The following is a 14,428-nucleotide window of genomic DNA, read 5'->3' as shown; positions in this document are numbered from 1 at the left end:
CTTTGGGTATGGAAATGTTCAATCTTTTTGCATTTTTGCTGCCACTTGCGTATCGATTCGACCATGCACAGACTTAGAAACCTGGTTTCGCTGACTTATGCGCAGAAATTGTCGTTGGTTGCGGCCATACCATTGGTCGTCGCTGTTGCGGCAATTGCCGTGTTGGTCGCCTATCAGGCGCGCGCCACCGCTGAGCGCGAGATCGAGGCCCTGGAACGCCGTCTGATCGAAGCCAAGAAGGAAGAGCTGCGCAACTACGTAACGCAGGCGCGCAACGGTTTTGCCTATATCTATGGTCGGGCTGAACCAAATGATGAAGTGGCCAAAAACCTCGTCACGCAGATCCTGTCGGCGATGATCTATGGTCAGGACGGGTTCTTCTTTGTGTATGACTATGACGGAAACAACCTTGTCAGCCCCCGCCAGACGCAATTCATCAACCAGAATTGGGAAGGTCTGACGGATAGCGAAGGCACGCCAATCGTCAACGAGTTCATTCGCCTCGCTCGCCAAGGGGCAGGATGGCACAGTTTCATGTGGCAGAAGCCCTCAACTGGGCAAGAAGCGCAGATGATCGCCTATGTTGTTGGCCTTCAGGACTGGCGCTGGGTCGTCGGGACCGGGGTGTTCATCGATGACATCGTGGCCACCGTTGCCAACGCACGGGCCGAAGTCGAAGCCCGCGTACAGCGCACATTCATGTATATCGGCGCGATTGTACTGGCCGCTGTCCTCATCGTTTTTGCGTCGGGCATGTTGCTGAACATTCGCGAGCGCAGGTTGGCCGATGCTAAGCTGAAGGAACTGACCCAGCGTGTGTTTGACGCACAGGAAGAAGAACGGGGCCGGGTCGCACGTGAATTACATGACGGGATCAGCCAAATTCTTGTCGGCGTTCGATATGCTTTGGACAACGCGCGGCGGCGTCTGACTCGGGGTGATGACGAAGGTGCGCTCGCTCCGCTGGAAAAAGGGATCGACAACCTGGGGGCCGCCATTACCGAGGTGCGGCGCATCAGCCGTGACCTGCGTCCGGGCGTGTTGGACGATCTGGGCCTTGGTCCCGCGTTGAAGGCCCTGACCGACGATTTCCGAGACCGTACCGGGATCGAGACCGAATTCTCCACCGTGGTCTTCCGAAACCGGCTGGATCAGGACAGCAAGATCGCCCTTTATAGAATTGCGCAAGAAGCGTTGACCAATATCGAACGCCATTCGGGGGCCACTCATGTTACCATAGACCTGCGCGGACATAAGAAAGGTGCAACTATGCGGATCACCGACAATGGCCGTGGGTTGCGCACTGAGCCCGGAACAGCAACCACAGGCATCGGGCTGCGTAACATGCAGGAACGTATCGAACAGCTTGACGGGTCCTTGCGGATTCTGTCATCACGCGGACCGCGTGGCGGGACGGTGATCGAAGCCAGCTTGCCGCTGAGCCACCTTCTGCCACCGCAGGAAGACGCAACTCCGAACCGAAAGGCTGGTACATGAGCTCTGACAGAACCCGGGTTCTCATCGTTGACGACCACCCGATGGTGGCCGAGGGCATCCAGTCGATTCTGGAAAGCTATGAAGATATCCAGGTCGTCGGCACGCTGGGCAGCGGTCAGGCGGCCGTGGATCTGGCCGTTGATCTGGCCCCTGATGTGATCCTGATGGATCTGAACATGCCTGGCCTGGGCGGTCTCAGCGCGACGGAAATCATCCTCGAACGTCTGCCCGAAACGCGCATCCTGATCCTGTCGATGCATGACAGTCCTGAATACATCACAACCGCGCTCAGCCACGGTGCCAAAGGCTATGTACTCAAGGATGTACCTACGGAAGAGATCAGGCAGGCCATCGACGCTGTCATGCAGGGCAAGCAATATCTGTGCACCGGTGCCAGCGGATCCCTGAAACCCAAAGAGGATAGTGCGCGCGAGGCGCTCACCGGGCGCGAACAGACGATCCTATTGGAACTTGCACAGGGCAAGTCCAACAAAGAGGTTGCCCAAAAGCTGGAGATTTCAGTGCGAACGGTCGAGACCCACCGGAAGAACATCAAGCGCAAGCTTGGCATTTCCTCAACAGCTGGTCTGACCCGCTATGCACTGGAACACGGCGTTCTGCAAGGCACTGGCGTCGGCTTTTGATCTGCATACTCCCGCAGCGCGGCACGCGCTGCCCTGCCCAACCAGAGAAGACGCGCCGCTGGCGTGTCGACGATGGGCGGGAGTGTTCACGCTCGGGGCCTAATGTCCTGACCAAAGAACACCAGTGTCCCGTCTTCATCCAAAACGTGAAACTCACGCTGCAAATAAGGCTGGTCAAACGGCGGTCGTACACGCCCCTTGGGCAAATCGGCTAACCCGGCGCGCCAGCTTTCATACAGGCTATCCACATCGTCCACATCAATGTAAAACGACTGGTCGTCGCCCAACGGCCTGCCATCCGGGCGCGGCGGGCATTCCAATAAGCGCATGGCCACCGGTCCCAGCGACAGAAAAGCATAGTTGTCCTGCCTGAACCCACATGTGAACCCCAATCGCTTGCAATAGAAATCGATCTGGTTCTGCAAAGACGAACACAACACAAACGGCGTTAGCTGCAAAATCTCAGGCATCTGAATCTCCGAAAAGGAAGCACCTTCAGTTTACCGGTGTGGTGTCTCAATCCAGTAATTGATCTTTGCGTAGCCCCGCGCGTTCGTAATGGTGTGGCAGAACCCGTCCATACAGTTGCTCAGTCCGTTCGATACCGCCGCACATGCCTTCGGTTTCGACAAATGAAAAGATACCGACATACCGGCGGCGCGGCCCCGTCACCGGCGCTACCCGGTGAAGCGAATATCGCCCCTTGAAAATCTGTAAATCACCGGGCTGAAGCTCTAACTGATGGACGCACGTCATATCCCCGTTCAAAACTGCGGCGACCTCAGCAAAGTTTTCGTCTTCCGTTGTACGAAGATTTGGCGCGTACTCGAACGCGCCCCCTTCTTCACCGTTCTGAATGGCCAGTGTCACCGTGTAATTGTTCGTATCGAAATGCCATGGAAAGCCCTGCCCTTCCTCGACCACGTTAATGATCACATCCGCCAGCGGGTCATCATAACGGAAAAAACGCTCTGCAGGCTCATTCAGGGCATCACGAACGAACGGCAGAAAGGGTTCAAACTCATATATACTCCGCAAAGGCCCCGATTGCGGAAAATTATCCGCTGGAACAAAGGCATTCGAACGATCATAGAACTGTCGGATAGGATGACCGATGCCAAACCGCGGGTCGTCCTTGGTGAAATACGGGTTCGTACGGCTGAAAGAGCGATGCGCATTGGGCGCAACGGCATCGGCCTCTTCAGTCAAAAGAGCGATGCCCTTTTCATGGACAAAACCCGGCAGAACCGCGCATCCATCTTGATCTAGTTCCCGCCTCAAATCTTCGATCAATCGAACATACGCGGGCGAATCCGGGCGATCGATCGGATACCGTCCAAGGTCCAACAGGTCTTGCAGCATTCTCCGCCTCCTTCATGCGCGCCCACAGGGTCAGCGTGACGCAGTCAAATAGGCAGATCATGCCAGTTTCAGACATCGACCTGACGCTTTTGGACCCTCACATGCGTCTAAAAAACCAGTGAAATGAACATCGTTTTCCCGGAAATTCCCAACATGCGGCAATCTGCGCAATAAAATGTCGCAAATAACCGCCGCCAAGATAGAAAATTGGTGCAATTGCCTGTTGACGCCCCTTCCCCCCGACCATAATGTCCCTGCACGCAAAGAAGGAGCCTCTGGCGATGAAAGCGCTAGTCGTAATCGTAGGAAAAACGCGCATGGGCCGGTAACGGAAAACCATAATCGAACCCATGCGCCTCCGAAAAATCGGGGGCTTTTTTTTGGCAAAACGCAAGACACATGTCGCGAACGGAGCAAAGCAGATGACACGTGAGATGACCGGCGCAAAGATGGTGGTTCAGGCCCTCAAGGATCAGGGCGTGGACACGGTATTCGGATACCCCGGTGGCGCCGTCCTACCGATCTATGATGAGATCTTTCTGCAAAACGACATTCGCCACATTCTGGTGCGTCACGAACAAGGTGCAATCCATGCCGCCGAAGGCTATGCCCGGTCGACCGGCAAACCCGGCGTTGCGCTTGTAACGTCTGGCCCTGGCGCGACCAACGCTGTCACCGGCCTGACCGACGCATTGTTGGATTCGATCCCGCTGGTTGTTCTGACGGGTCAGGTTCCGACCTTCATGATCGGTTCAGACGCGTTTCAAGAGGCTGACACTGTTGGCATCACCCGCCCCTGCACCAAGCATAACTGGTTGGTTAAAGACACGGATTCGCTGGCGGAAACGATGCACGAAGCCTTTCACGTCGCCACCTCGGGCCGTCCCGGTCCTGTGTTGATCGACATTCCCAAGGACGTGCAGTTTGCCTCGGGCGAGTACACCAGCCCCAAGCCTTCAACGTCGCATTACCAACCGGTTTTGAAAGGCGACCTGGAAGAGATCACGGAACTGGTTGCCGCCATGGAAACCGCTAAGAAACCGGTCTTTTATACCGGTGGCGGTGTCATCAACTCTGGCCCTGCAGCCAGCCAGTTGCTGCGTGAACTGGTGGACGCGACTGGTATCCCGATCACCTCGACCCTGATGGGTCTGGGCGCTTACCCAGCCTCGGGCGAGAACTGGCTTGGAATGTTGGGCATGCATGGTCTCTACGAGGCCAATTTGGCGATGCATGACTGCGATCTGATGATCAATATCGGCGCACGTTTCGACGACCGGATCACCGGCCGCATCGATGCGTTTTCGCCGAACTCGAAAAAGGCGCATATCGACATCGATCCGTCCTCGATCAACAAGGTAATCCGTGTGGACATACCCATTGTCGGTGACGTGGCGCATGTACTGGAAGACATTCTGAAGATCTGGAAGTCTCGCGGTCGCAAGACGGATGCTGCGAACGTGAAGCAGTGGCAAAACCAGATCGCGGAATGGCGCAAGATCAACTGCCTTGCATATGCCAACAGCGAAAAATCCATCAAACCGCAATACGCGCTGCAACGCCTTGAAGAGCTGACAAAAAAGCACGATCGCTACATCACCACCGAAGTGGGCCAACACCAGATGTGGGCGGCTCAGTACCTTGGGTTCGAAGACCCCAACCGCTGGATGACCTCGGGTGGCCTGGGCACGATGGGCTATGGCTTCCCCGCCTCTATCGGCGTGCAGATGGCGCATCCAGATGCATTGGTGATCAACGTGGCTGGTGAGGCGTCTTGGCTGATGAACATGCAGGAAATGGGCACCGCCGCGCAATACCGTCTGCCCGTGAAGCAGTTCATCCTAAACAATGAACGCCTTGGCATGGTCCGTCAGTGGCAGGAACTGCTGCATGGCGAACGCTATTCACACAGCTGGTCCGAAGCCCTGCCTGATTTCGTTAAACTCGCCGAAGCGTTCGGAGCAAAGGGCATCCTGTGTTCCGATCCTGCCGATCTGGACGACGCGATCATGGAGATGATCAACTATGACGGTCCGGTGATCTTCGACTGTCTGGTTGAAAAGCACGAAAACTGCTTCCCAATGATCCCATCGGGCAAGGCCCATAACGAGATGCTTCTGGGCGAAGCAGAAACGCAGGGCGTGATCGATTCCAAAGGTTCGGTTCTGGTTTAACAAAATTCGACGGATTTGGTCGGGCGCCTTGCCGCGCCCGATATATCAAGGATGATGAAAGGGACATAAATGTCTGCCCTACATATCAAAAAAGGTGCCACCCGCCATTCGGCCTATAACCTACGACCCACCTTTTCGGACGTGCAGGAACGTCACACGATAGCGGTGTTGGTCGAGAACGAACCTGGCGTTCTGGCACGTGTGATCGGATTGTTCTCGGGGCGCGGTTATAACATCGAAAGCCTGACCGTGGCCGAAGTTGATCACACAGGCCACCTCAGCCGCATCACCATCGTCACCACCGGGACCCCCCAGGTTATTGAGCAGATCAAGGCGCAGCTGGGCCGAATTGTAACCGTGCACGACGTGCATGACCTTACTGTCGAAGGCCCTTCGGTCGAGCGCGAACTGGCTATCATCAAGGTCGTGGGTGAAGGCGACAAGCGGGTCGAGGCCCTGCGGCTGGCCGATATTTTCCGCGCCAATGTGGTCGACAGCACTCTGAATTCGTTCATCTTCGAAATCACCGGTGCACCGGACAAGATCGATGCCTTTGCGGACCTTATGCGCCCATTGGGTCTGGTCGAGATCGCCCGTACAGGTGTCGCAGCCTTGCTGCGCGGCGACTAAAATCTGTTCCCCGCCCGCTGACGTTTTAGCGTCTTTCCGGGCGGGGGCACACCTTTGGTTGGTCAGGCAGCACGCTCTCAACCTACACGAGCCTTTTGCGCCATAATTGCCATAGGGTTTGTTTTTCCAGATAAAGATCAGTCTTTTTCGCATAAAGCCTATTGCCATTGAGCTTTGCGGCGCTAGCGTCGAAGCTGCAACGCGGCGTGGGGATACGTTGCTTGGGGTTATTCTGTACGATTACTTTTTGTGCACCCGGTTTTTGCCTCGGTGTTCAATGGGTTTCATTCGAAGACACAGCAATACGTGGAAGGCCATGACTGACGATACCCGCAGCCCTGAAATGTTACGCGCGATGTTCAGCGAGAACCTTCGGCGTTTGGCGCAGCAGCATCGCTCGGTCTCAGCCCTGTGCCGCAAGCTCGGGGTGAACCGCACGCAGTTTAACAGATATCTTTCTGGCGAAAGCGTTCCTCGCCCGGATGTTCTGGATCGGATTTGTCGCTTTTTCGACGTAGATGCCCGAATTCTTCTCCAGCCCTTGGACGAGATCGAGAAATCAGAAAACCACCCGGCCACCAAAACTCTGACTGAGTTTCTGGGTTCGGGTGCAGAGGCGATCGGGAAGTCCGCCTTTTCACTTGGGTTTTATGCCGTCATCGAAAGCCTTTCGGATACACACCGCATGACCTTGTTGCACGCACGACCGCTGGCCCAGTGCACTTTGATACGGGGCTATGTATCACGCACTGCCATGCCAGATGCCACACCGCAAGACCGTGAAATCCAAGGTATCGCCGCCTGTAGCGGCGATACCGTTTATATGCTGACATCCCAACGGGGCGGCCACAACAGCCGGGTCTACCTGATCTCACCCGATCAAAACGGAACTGCGGTTCATTGGCGCGGATCGGTGGTTAATTCCGCGGATACATCCAACCCGGAACCGGTTGTTCTCAAGTACCTGGGGCACGACTCTGCAGCTATTTTTGCCGCTGCGCGCCTGTCCACGAACAATCTTGCACAGCAGTTCTAACCTGCCGCAGTTGTGGGTGTCTGCGCGGCATCGACCTGGGTAATCTGCCGATAAAGATGCCAGCTGGCGTGGCCAAGCACTGGCAAAACGATCAACAACCCCAAAAACCAGGGCACCATCGCGATGAATGTCAAAATCGCGACCAAGGCCCCCCAGCCAAGCATCACAAACAGATTTTCTTTCACGTAAGAAAAACTTGTGATCATGGCGGTCACGAAATCCAGCTCGCGATCCAGCAGCAATGGGATCGAAAGAACGGTGATCATGTACAAAATGGTGGCAAAGACCGCCCCCACGACCGTACCCACGGCCAGCATGGTCAGGCCGTTCAACGTCAGGAACACCTCTGTCGACGTCGATATGTTCGTCATCGTGGCCAGGCCCAGAAACAGGGCAAAGATCATGTGCCCGAGAAAGAACCAAAACAGGAAGACGACAACGATGATTGCACAGATCGAAGGCAACTGCCTGCGGCTTTGCTGCAGTACCACGCCAAAGATCGCACCAAAATCCAAGGGCTCACCCTGCTCAAGCCGGTGCGAGACCTCATAAAGCCCGACCGCTGCGAAAGGTCCGATCAACGGAAACCCGATGGCCGCCAGTACCAGCCAAAAGGTTGTTCCGGTCTGCACAGTCACCCACGCCATGGCCCAACCCGCCAGCACGTAAAAGCCAGCAAAGATCACCCCGAATAGCGGTGCGCGGCGAAAATCAGTCCACGCGCGCTGCAATGCCGTGCGCAGCATGGCGGTATCCACCGGTCGCATTTCCGGCACACCAAAAGGCTTATCCATGTTGTCTCCTCCTCCCGATCCGGCGTTATGACCTCGCCGGTCTCTTGTTTGGCCAGTTGGTTTCGGCGTGATACGCCGCCCCAACCGACAATAGTTTGTGATCCGCGCCCCGTGGACCGAACAGCTGGAACCCCATCGGCAGTCCGTTTGAACCGAAACCCGCAGGTGCGGCCAGACAAGGCAAACCGATCAGACTGACAGGCACCGTGACGTGCATCCATCGGTGATAGGTGTCCATCGTCCGGCCCGCGATACTGGTCGGGTACGGTATCTCGACCCCAAAGGGCCAGACCTGCGCGGATGGCAGAACCAATGCGTCAAACTGTTTGAACAGGTCTGCAGCGCGCCGGAACCAATCCGAGCGGATGACGCTGGCGTGCTGCACCTCCATTGCACACATCGCCAGACCACGATCCAGTTCCCATTGAGCCGTATCTTTCAGATGATCCCTTTGCGAGGCCAAGGGCTCCAGCCCCGCCGCCACGCTGAACGACCGCAGCGTGATCCAACTGGTCCAAAGTTGTTCTGCATCGAAGGGCGGATCAACTTCTTGCACATCAGCGCCAAGGCTTTCAAACACGGTCAAAGCATCTTTGCACAGGTCGAGAATTCCAGGCTCGGTCGGGAACGCCCCGCCCCAATCCCCAAGCCAACCAATCCGCAGACCCTGCAAATCTGCAATTTCCACCGGTGACACCGGAACGCTATCAGAGGCCAAGGGCAGGCGCGGGTCTGGCCCCGAGATAACGTCAAGCAAGATGCCCAAATCCTCGGGGCTGCGGGCCATGGGGCCAAGTGTGGACAGTTGATGCAGAAAGCTGTCGCCGACAGGATCAGACGGCACCCTGCCCCAGCTTGGGCGAAAGCCGTAGACATTGTTCCAGGCCGCTGGGTTACGCAGACTGCCCATCATGTCGGACCCGTCTGCAAGCGCCACCATTCCCGTGGCCAGGGCCACCGCCGCCCCACCGGACGATCCTCCGCAGGTATGGTCGGCGTTATACGGATTGCGCGTCGCACCATAGACCGGGTTGAATGTGTGCGATCCCAATCCGAATTCCGGCGTGTTGGTTTTTCCGATAAGTATAGCCCCCGCATCCCGCATCCGGGCGGCAATCAAATCGTCGCTGTCCGGCACGACGTCCTTGAACAAAGGCGATCCATGAGACGAGACCACGCCTGCCACATTGACCAAATCCTTGACCGCAATTGGCAGACCGTGCAGCGGGCCAGTGATTGGACCGCTATCGCATCTCTGTGCCTCGGCCATCAACGCACTCTCTTCCCGTAACGCTACTATAGCGTTCACATCGCCATTCACCTTAGCGATGCGATCCAGGGTGGCACGCATTACATCGGTGGCTGAAACCTGTCGGGTTGCCAGTTGTTTCACAAGCTCTGCGGCCGATATCCGAGTCAGGTCCATTGCATGCCATTCTGTTGTTGGTCTTCAACAGCCTAGCGAGCGGTTCAGCTCATTTAAACCCACTGTCTAAATGTATCTTTTCTCGACCTCGCCACCGGTCAACAGGATTGAAACGGCATGGGCCAACTCATTCAGAAAAAGAAACAAAATCTTCAGCTGTCGCACAACAGTTGTGCTGCAAAGAAGAAAGACCAATCATGTAATCAGGATACGCCGCCAGTACCTTTTCAGCACGTTCAGAAAAGCGATCTGGCTATGCACCTTAGCTGTCGCCCTGCGCCTCGGACCGGCTTTTGCCTGCAACGTTCAGAGCCAGAGTCGCCGCCATGAACCCGTCCAGATCACCATCCAACACGCCCTTGGTATCCGAAGTTTCGTGGTTGGTGCGCAGATCCTTCACCATCTGGTACGGCTGCAAGACGTAGGACCGGATCTGGTTACCCCAGCCTGCATCGCCTTTGGCCTCATGCGCGGCGTTGATATCCGCGTTCCGACGGTCCAGTTCCTGTTGATACAAGCGCGATTTCAGGGCCTTCATGGCAATGTCACGGTTCTGGTGCTGCGACTTCTCGGATGAAGTCACCACAATCCCGGTTGGAATATGCGTGATCCGTACCGCCGAGTCCGTGGTGTTGACGTGCTGACCACCTGCGCCGGAGGACCGGTAGGTGTCGATGCGGATGTCGGCCGGGTTCACCTCGATCTCGATATTGTCGTCCACCACTGGATAGACCCAGACCGAGCTGAATGAGGTATGGCGCTTCGCCGCCGAGTCAAAAGGCGAAATCCGCACAAGCCGGTGTACACCGCTTTCCGATTTCAGCCAGCCATAGGCGTTGTGGCCCGAAATCTTGTAAGCGGCAGATTTAATGCCCGCCTCTTCGCCTGCGGTCTCGGATTGAAGCTCGACCGTATAGCCCTTTTTCTCGGCCCAGCGAACGTACATCCGCGCCAGCATCGAAGCCCAGTCACAACTTTCGGTTCCACCCGCGCCCGAGTTGATTTCAAGGAACGTGTCGTTGCTGTCGGCCTCACCGTCCAGCAGCGCTTCAAGCTCTTTCTTGGCGGCTTTGCCCTGTAGTGCTTTGATCGCAGCTTCGGCGTCCTGCACGACCTCTTCATCCTCTTCCATCTCACCCAATTCGATCAGCTCGATATTGTCGCTGAGATCGGTCTTGATGGTTTCATAGGTCTCGATGGCGTCGACCAGCATCTGCCGTTCGCGCATCAGCTTCTGCGCGTTCTCGGGGTTGTCCCACAGGTTCGGATCTTCGACACGCGCATTGAATTCCTCAAGGCGATGCGGTGCGGTTTCATAGTCCATACGCTGCGCCAGCAGCTCAAGCGACTTTTCGATTTCCGCCACGATGTTCTGGGTTTCGGCGCGCATGGTCTTGTCCCAACTTGCTCAATCAGGCCTGCGTGATAGCAAGAGGTGCGAGACACCACAAGACAGGCCGGACGCGAATGCAAAGCACATGCGACGAGTTTCTGGACGAATGGAACCTGCATCAGCCAGAGCTGGTTGCCGAGACCGGTCAGGTGCGGGTTTGGAAAGTGTTGTCGAAACACGGACCCGCAGCGTTGAAACTCTATCGCAGACCGGATCGCGGCAACGAAGCACCCGGCAGCGCGCTGCTGAATGCGTGGCGAGACCGGGGTGCGGTTCGTATTTTCAACGAAGAACGGAACGCTGTTTTGATGGAGTGGCTGGATGGTCCGTCATTGGGTGACATTGCGCGTTCGGGACGCCCCGATGACACCACTAGATTCCTTGCCGAAACTGCAGCGCGTCTGCATGGAAAACCCACCGTCCGGGTTCAGGGTTTGAGACCCCTGGACCAGGTTTTCACCCCGTTGTTTAACTGCGCTTTTGCGCCAACATGCCCAACCCTTCTGCCCAACGACGTACTGTCCGCCATGGCCATGGGCCGGCATCTGTTGAATAGCCAGCCAGCGTCCGTGCCTCTTCACGGGGATCTTCACCCTGACAATATTATCATGACCGAGACGGGCCCGCGGGTTTTCGATGCCAAAGGGTATGTCGGAGATCCGGCGTTTGAGTTGGCAAATGCATTACGACACCCAAAAGGGATGCCAGATTTGGTGCGTGGTCCTCAGCAGATCGAAACCTGCCTGTCGCTCTACTCCAAGGTGCTGAGAGTACCAAAGGAACGGCTGGCCCAATGGGCCGCCGCCAAATGCGCCTTGTCCATCCACTGGCGATCGGACGGTGCAATCGATAACGATCCGGAAGCAGACCTTTTGAATCTGCTTCTGTGTCTATCTGATCAGTAAAGCCCGCCAGTGCTCAGGTCGCCCTGCGTGGCTTTGGGCCCGACAGTGACCGTCTGACCTGTCGAGGTCTGAACCTGCACGCCTGCGCGCTGCACTTCCTCGAACAAGGGCAGATCCGAACCGATCGCAAAGCCGCCGTCATAGACGCGGTCGATGAAGCCATCGACGCCATCACGGAAGAATTCAGCAACAACATAGTCACCGCTGGCATCGTCAGGCAGCCGTGCGCCGCTGAAACGGTCGATCTTGATGAAATGACCACCTTCCGGCACCTCGAACGGGCCGCCGCCGTATTTCTCGACAGCTTTTTCCATGAAGCTTTGGAACACAGGGCCACACATCGTGCCGCCGTAAGCCCCCCGCCCCATCGGACGCGGTCGGTCGTAGCCGATGTAACAGCCAGCAACGATGTTCGAGGTAAACCCAATAAACCACGCATCCTTGGATTCGTTGGTGGTGCCGGTTTTGCCCGCTGTCGGCACCGGCAAGTTTACATGGCGCGCGGCAGTACCGCGATCCACCACGCCTGTCATCATTGAGGTCAACTGGTAGGCCGTGATCGCATCCATCACCTGTGCGCGGTCCGTCACAAGGGTCGGAGATTCATCAGGGGCCATCCATGTGGAATCGCAATCCAGACACTGGCGGTCGTCGTGGCGATAGATGGTTTTGCCGAACCGGTCCTGAATACGGTCGACCAGAGTGGGTTCGACCCGCTGACCGCCATTGGCAAACATCGCATAGGCCGCCACCATCTTGTAAAGCGTCGTCTCTTCGGATCCCAGCGAGTTGGCAAGGAATGCCCCCATCCGGTCGTAGACGCCAAAGCGTTCCGCATAGCCTGCAACCACCGGCATCGTGACCTCTTGCGCCAGACGGATGGTCATCAGGTTCCGCGACTGCTCGATCCCGGTGCGCAGCGGCGTCGGTCCGTAGAACTTGTTCGACGAGTTCTTGGGACGCCACAGACCCTGTGGCGTGTTCACCTCAATCGGGGCGTCCACAACTATGGTTGCGGGGCTATAGCCACTGTCCAGTGCGGCGGCATAGACGAAAGGTTTGAAAGACGATCCGGGCTGACGCTGCGCCTGCGTGGCGCGGTTGAACACGGTGTCCTGATACGAGAACCCGCCCTGCATCGCCAAAACACGGCCCGAGTTCACATCCATCGCAACAAAGCCGCCCTGCACTTCGGGCACCTGACGGGCAGACCATTGTCCCTCTTCCCCGGCCATCACAAGGATCACGTCGCCGCGTTTGAAGTTTGCTGCAAAATCGCCCTGCATCCATTTGATGTCCGAGCGTGGGATAATGCCATCGGCGGGTCCATTTTCGATCCCGACCGTGAGTTGCTGGTCAGAGACGCCCAAAACCACGGCAGGATACCACCGGGTCGGCAGCACCACATCGCGTGGAATTTCCATGATAGAAAGAGCTTCGCGCCACTGCGCCTCATCCGCCAGCGCTTCTTCCGGGATCACTTCGCCCGTACCGCGCCACCTGCCGCGCGATCGGTCGTATTTCTGCAGCGCCGTGCGCAGAGCTTTGGCAGCTTCGATCTGCATTTCTTCGTCCACAGACGCACGGACCGTAAAGCCGCCGGTAAAGAACTCACCTTCGCCAAAATCCTCGCTCAGCTGGCGACGGATTTCGTCGGTGAAATAGTCACGCGGCGGCAAAGCGGTGCGGAAACTTTCAAAGTCACCGTTCTGCACCGAACGTAGCGGCATCTCGACTTCGGTCTCATAGGTCGCCTGATCGATGTAACCGTTCTGGTTCATCTCGCGCAGCACGTAGTTGCGGCGGGCGAGCAGGCGTTCTTTTTGACGAACCGGGTGGTAATCCGAAGGTGCCTTGGGCATCGCAGCCAGCATCGCGGCCTCATGCGGGGCCAACTCCTGCAAGGTCTTGTTGAAATAGGTCTGCGCCGCAGCGGTCACGCCATAGGAGTTCTGGCCAAGAAAGATTTCGTTCATGTAAAGTTCGAGGATCTGTTCCTTGTCCAAGGTATCCTCAAGCCTTGTGGCGAGGATGATTTCCTTGATCTTGCGTTCAGCTCGGCGGTCGCCTGACAGCAGAAAGTTCTTCATTACCTGCTGCGTGATCGTCGATGCCCCGCGCACGGTTTCGCCCTTGGTGCGCACTGCCTCAACACCGGCTGCAACAATACCGCGCGGATCGTACCCCTGATGGGTGTAAAAGTTTTTGTCTTCGGCCGAGATGAAAGCCTGTTTCACCAGATCGGGGATGTCCTCGGACGGGGTGAACAGGCGTCGTTCCTGCGCGAATTCATCAATCAGCTGCCCTTTGCCCGAATAAATCCGACTGATGGTGGGCGGCTTATACTGGGCCAGAGATTCATGGCTGGGCAGGTCGCGGCCATACATCCAGAACACCGCACCGATTACCAGTGCGACCATAAAGATACCCAAAGTGACGAGGCTGAAAATCGCCCCGAAAAACGAAAGAATGAACCGGATCACGTTACTGCCTTTTTCTCGCGGTGCCGACTATATAGTGATGCACCGCCTGAGGGTCAAAACACCAAGCGCATTCTAGCCGGTTTG

12 protein-coding genes are annotated in these 14,428 nt (G+C 56.8%); 6 read left to right on the top strand and 6 right to left on the bottom strand.

What is annotated here, in order from left to right:
- Positions 1 to 63 precede the first annotated feature (63 nt).
- On the top strand, positions 64 to 1,497 hold the full coding sequence (locus GOV85_RS15470; RefSeq protein ID WP_171179734.1) for a cache domain-containing protein: 1,434 nt from the start codon (positions 64 to 66) through the stop codon (positions 1,495 to 1,497).
- On the top strand, positions 1,494 to 2,141 hold the full coding sequence (locus GOV85_RS15465) for a response regulator transcription factor (RefSeq protein WP_171179732.1): 648 nt from the start codon (positions 1,494 to 1,496) through the stop codon (positions 2,139 to 2,141). The genes GOV85_RS15470 and GOV85_RS15465 overlap by 4 nt, the downstream gene beginning before the upstream one ends.
- An 86-nt stretch (positions 2,142 to 2,227) precedes the next feature.
- On the opposite strand, the gene GOV85_RS15460 is transcribed toward GOV85_RS15465, so the two are convergent.
- Both GOV85_RS15460 and GOV85_RS15455 read right to left on the bottom strand, forming a co-directional pair.
- A complete protein-coding gene (locus GOV85_RS15460; RefSeq protein ID WP_171179730.1) occupies positions 2,228 to 2,611 on the bottom strand; it encodes a VOC family protein in 384 nt (127 codons plus the stop codon).
- 46 nt (positions 2,612 to 2,657) lie between these two features.
- A complete protein-coding gene (locus GOV85_RS15455; protein WP_171179728.1) occupies positions 2,658 to 3,503 on the bottom strand; it encodes a 2OG-Fe(II) oxygenase in 846 nt (281 codons plus the stop codon).
- Positions 3,504 to 3,925: 422 nt separating this feature from the next.
- Between GOV85_RS15455 and GOV85_RS15450 the strand changes: the two genes are divergently transcribed.
- The 3 genes from GOV85_RS15450 (at position 3,926) to GOV85_RS15440 (ending at position 7,343) form a co-directional block, all read left to right on the top strand.
- Positions 3,926 to 5,677: an acetolactate synthase 3 large subunit gene (locus GOV85_RS15450; RefSeq protein ID WP_171179726.1), complete on the top strand. Its 1,752-nt coding sequence runs from the start codon at positions 3,926 to 3,928 to the stop codon at positions 5,675 to 5,677.
- Between the two features lie 69 nt (positions 5,678 to 5,746).
- Positions 5,747 to 6,307 (top strand): acetolactate synthase small subunit, encoded by a 561-nt coding sequence (gene ilvN, locus GOV85_RS15445; protein ID WP_171179724.1) that lies wholly within the window; start codon positions 5,747 to 5,749, stop codon positions 6,305 to 6,307.
- Positions 6,308 to 6,623: 316 nt separating this feature from the next.
- The gene (locus GOV85_RS15440; RefSeq protein WP_171179716.1) at positions 6,624 to 7,343 is read left to right on the top strand and encodes a helix-turn-helix domain-containing protein; all 720 of its coding nucleotides are present in this window, start codon (positions 6,624 to 6,626) and stop codon (positions 7,341 to 7,343) included.
- Here the strand turns inward: GOV85_RS15440 and GOV85_RS15435 are convergent.
- The 3 genes from GOV85_RS15435 to prfB all read right to left on the bottom strand — a co-directional run bounded on the left by GOV85_RS15435 (position 7,340) and on the right by prfB (position 10,953).
- Positions 7,340 to 8,137, bottom strand: a complete 798-nt coding sequence (locus tag GOV85_RS15435) for a DUF2189 domain-containing protein (RefSeq protein ID WP_171179714.1) — start codon at positions 8,135 to 8,137, stop codon at positions 7,340 to 7,342. The genes GOV85_RS15440 and GOV85_RS15435 overlap by 4 nt on opposite strands.
- A 25-nt stretch (positions 8,138 to 8,162) precedes the next feature.
- Positions 8,163 to 9,563, bottom strand: a complete 1,401-nt coding sequence (locus GOV85_RS15430; protein ID WP_171179712.1) for an amidase — start codon at positions 9,561 to 9,563, stop codon at positions 8,163 to 8,165.
- 262 nt (positions 9,564 to 9,825) lie between these two features.
- Positions 9,826 to 10,953 carry a peptide chain release factor 2 gene (gene prfB, locus GOV85_RS15425; RefSeq protein ID WP_171090621.1) on the bottom strand — a complete coding sequence of 376 codons (1,128 nt, stop codon included), beginning with the start codon at positions 10,951 to 10,953 and terminating at the stop codon, positions 9,826 to 9,828.
- Between the two features lie 77 nt (positions 10,954 to 11,030).
- Between prfB and GOV85_RS15420 the strand changes: the two genes are divergently transcribed.
- Positions 11,031 to 11,861, top strand: coding sequence for an aminoglycoside phosphotransferase family protein (locus GOV85_RS15420; RefSeq protein WP_171179710.1), 831 nt, complete (start codon positions 11,031 to 11,033; stop codon positions 11,859 to 11,861).
- Here the strand turns inward: GOV85_RS15420 and GOV85_RS15415 are convergent.
- Entirely contained in the window at positions 11,855 to 14,344 is a 2,490-nt protein-coding gene (locus GOV85_RS15415) for a PBP1A family penicillin-binding protein (protein ID WP_171179708.1), read from the bottom strand. The two genes, GOV85_RS15420 and GOV85_RS15415, sit on opposite strands and share 7 nt — an antisense overlap.
- Positions 14,345 to 14,428 lie beyond the last annotated feature (84 nt).

This window comes from Ruegeria sp. HKCCA4633 (genome assembly GCF_013034605.1).
GTDB lineage: Bacteria > Pseudomonadota > Alphaproteobacteria > Rhodobacterales > Rhodobacteraceae > Ruegeria.
Note: the sequence above shows the minus strand (reverse complement) of the source record. Positions and strands in the feature narration are given on the sequence as shown.

Excerpts from the sequence above, each read along its gene's own strand:
- GOV85_RS15470 (WP_171179734.1), top strand. The coding sequence starts at position 64 with ATGCACAGACTTAGAAACCTGGTTTCGCTGACTTATGCGCAGAAATTG.
- GOV85_RS15465 (WP_171179732.1), top strand. The coding sequence starts at position 1,494 with ATGAGCTCTGACAGAACCCGGGTTCTCATCGTTGACGACCACCCGATG.
- GOV85_RS15460 (WP_171179730.1), bottom strand. The coding sequence starts at position 2,611 with ATGCCTGAGATTTTGCAGCTAACGCCGTTTGTGTTGTGTTCGTCTTTG.
- GOV85_RS15455 (WP_171179728.1), bottom strand. The coding sequence starts at position 3,503 with ATGCTGCAAGACCTGTTGGACCTTGGACGGTATCCGATCGATCGCCCG.
- GOV85_RS15450 (WP_171179726.1), top strand. The coding sequence starts at position 3,926 with ATGACACGTGAGATGACCGGCGCAAAGATGGTGGTTCAGGCCCTCAAG.
- ilvN (WP_171179724.1), top strand. The coding sequence starts at position 5,747 with ATGTCTGCCCTACATATCAAAAAAGGTGCCACCCGCCATTCGGCCTAT.
- GOV85_RS15440 (WP_171179716.1), top strand. The coding sequence starts at position 6,624 with ATGACTGACGATACCCGCAGCCCTGAAATGTTACGCGCGATGTTCAGC.
- GOV85_RS15435 (WP_171179714.1), bottom strand. The coding sequence starts at position 8,137 with ATGGATAAGCCTTTTGGTGTGCCGGAAATGCGACCGGTGGATACCGCC.
- GOV85_RS15430 (WP_171179712.1), bottom strand. The coding sequence starts at position 9,563 with ATGGACCTGACTCGGATATCGGCCGCAGAGCTTGTGAAACAACTGGCA.
- prfB (WP_171090621.1), bottom strand. The coding sequence starts at position 10,953 with ATGCGCGCCGAAACCCAGAACATCGTGGCGGAAATCGAAAAGTCGCTT.
- GOV85_RS15420 (WP_171179710.1), top strand. The coding sequence starts at position 11,031 with ATGCAAAGCACATGCGACGAGTTTCTGGACGAATGGAACCTGCATCAG.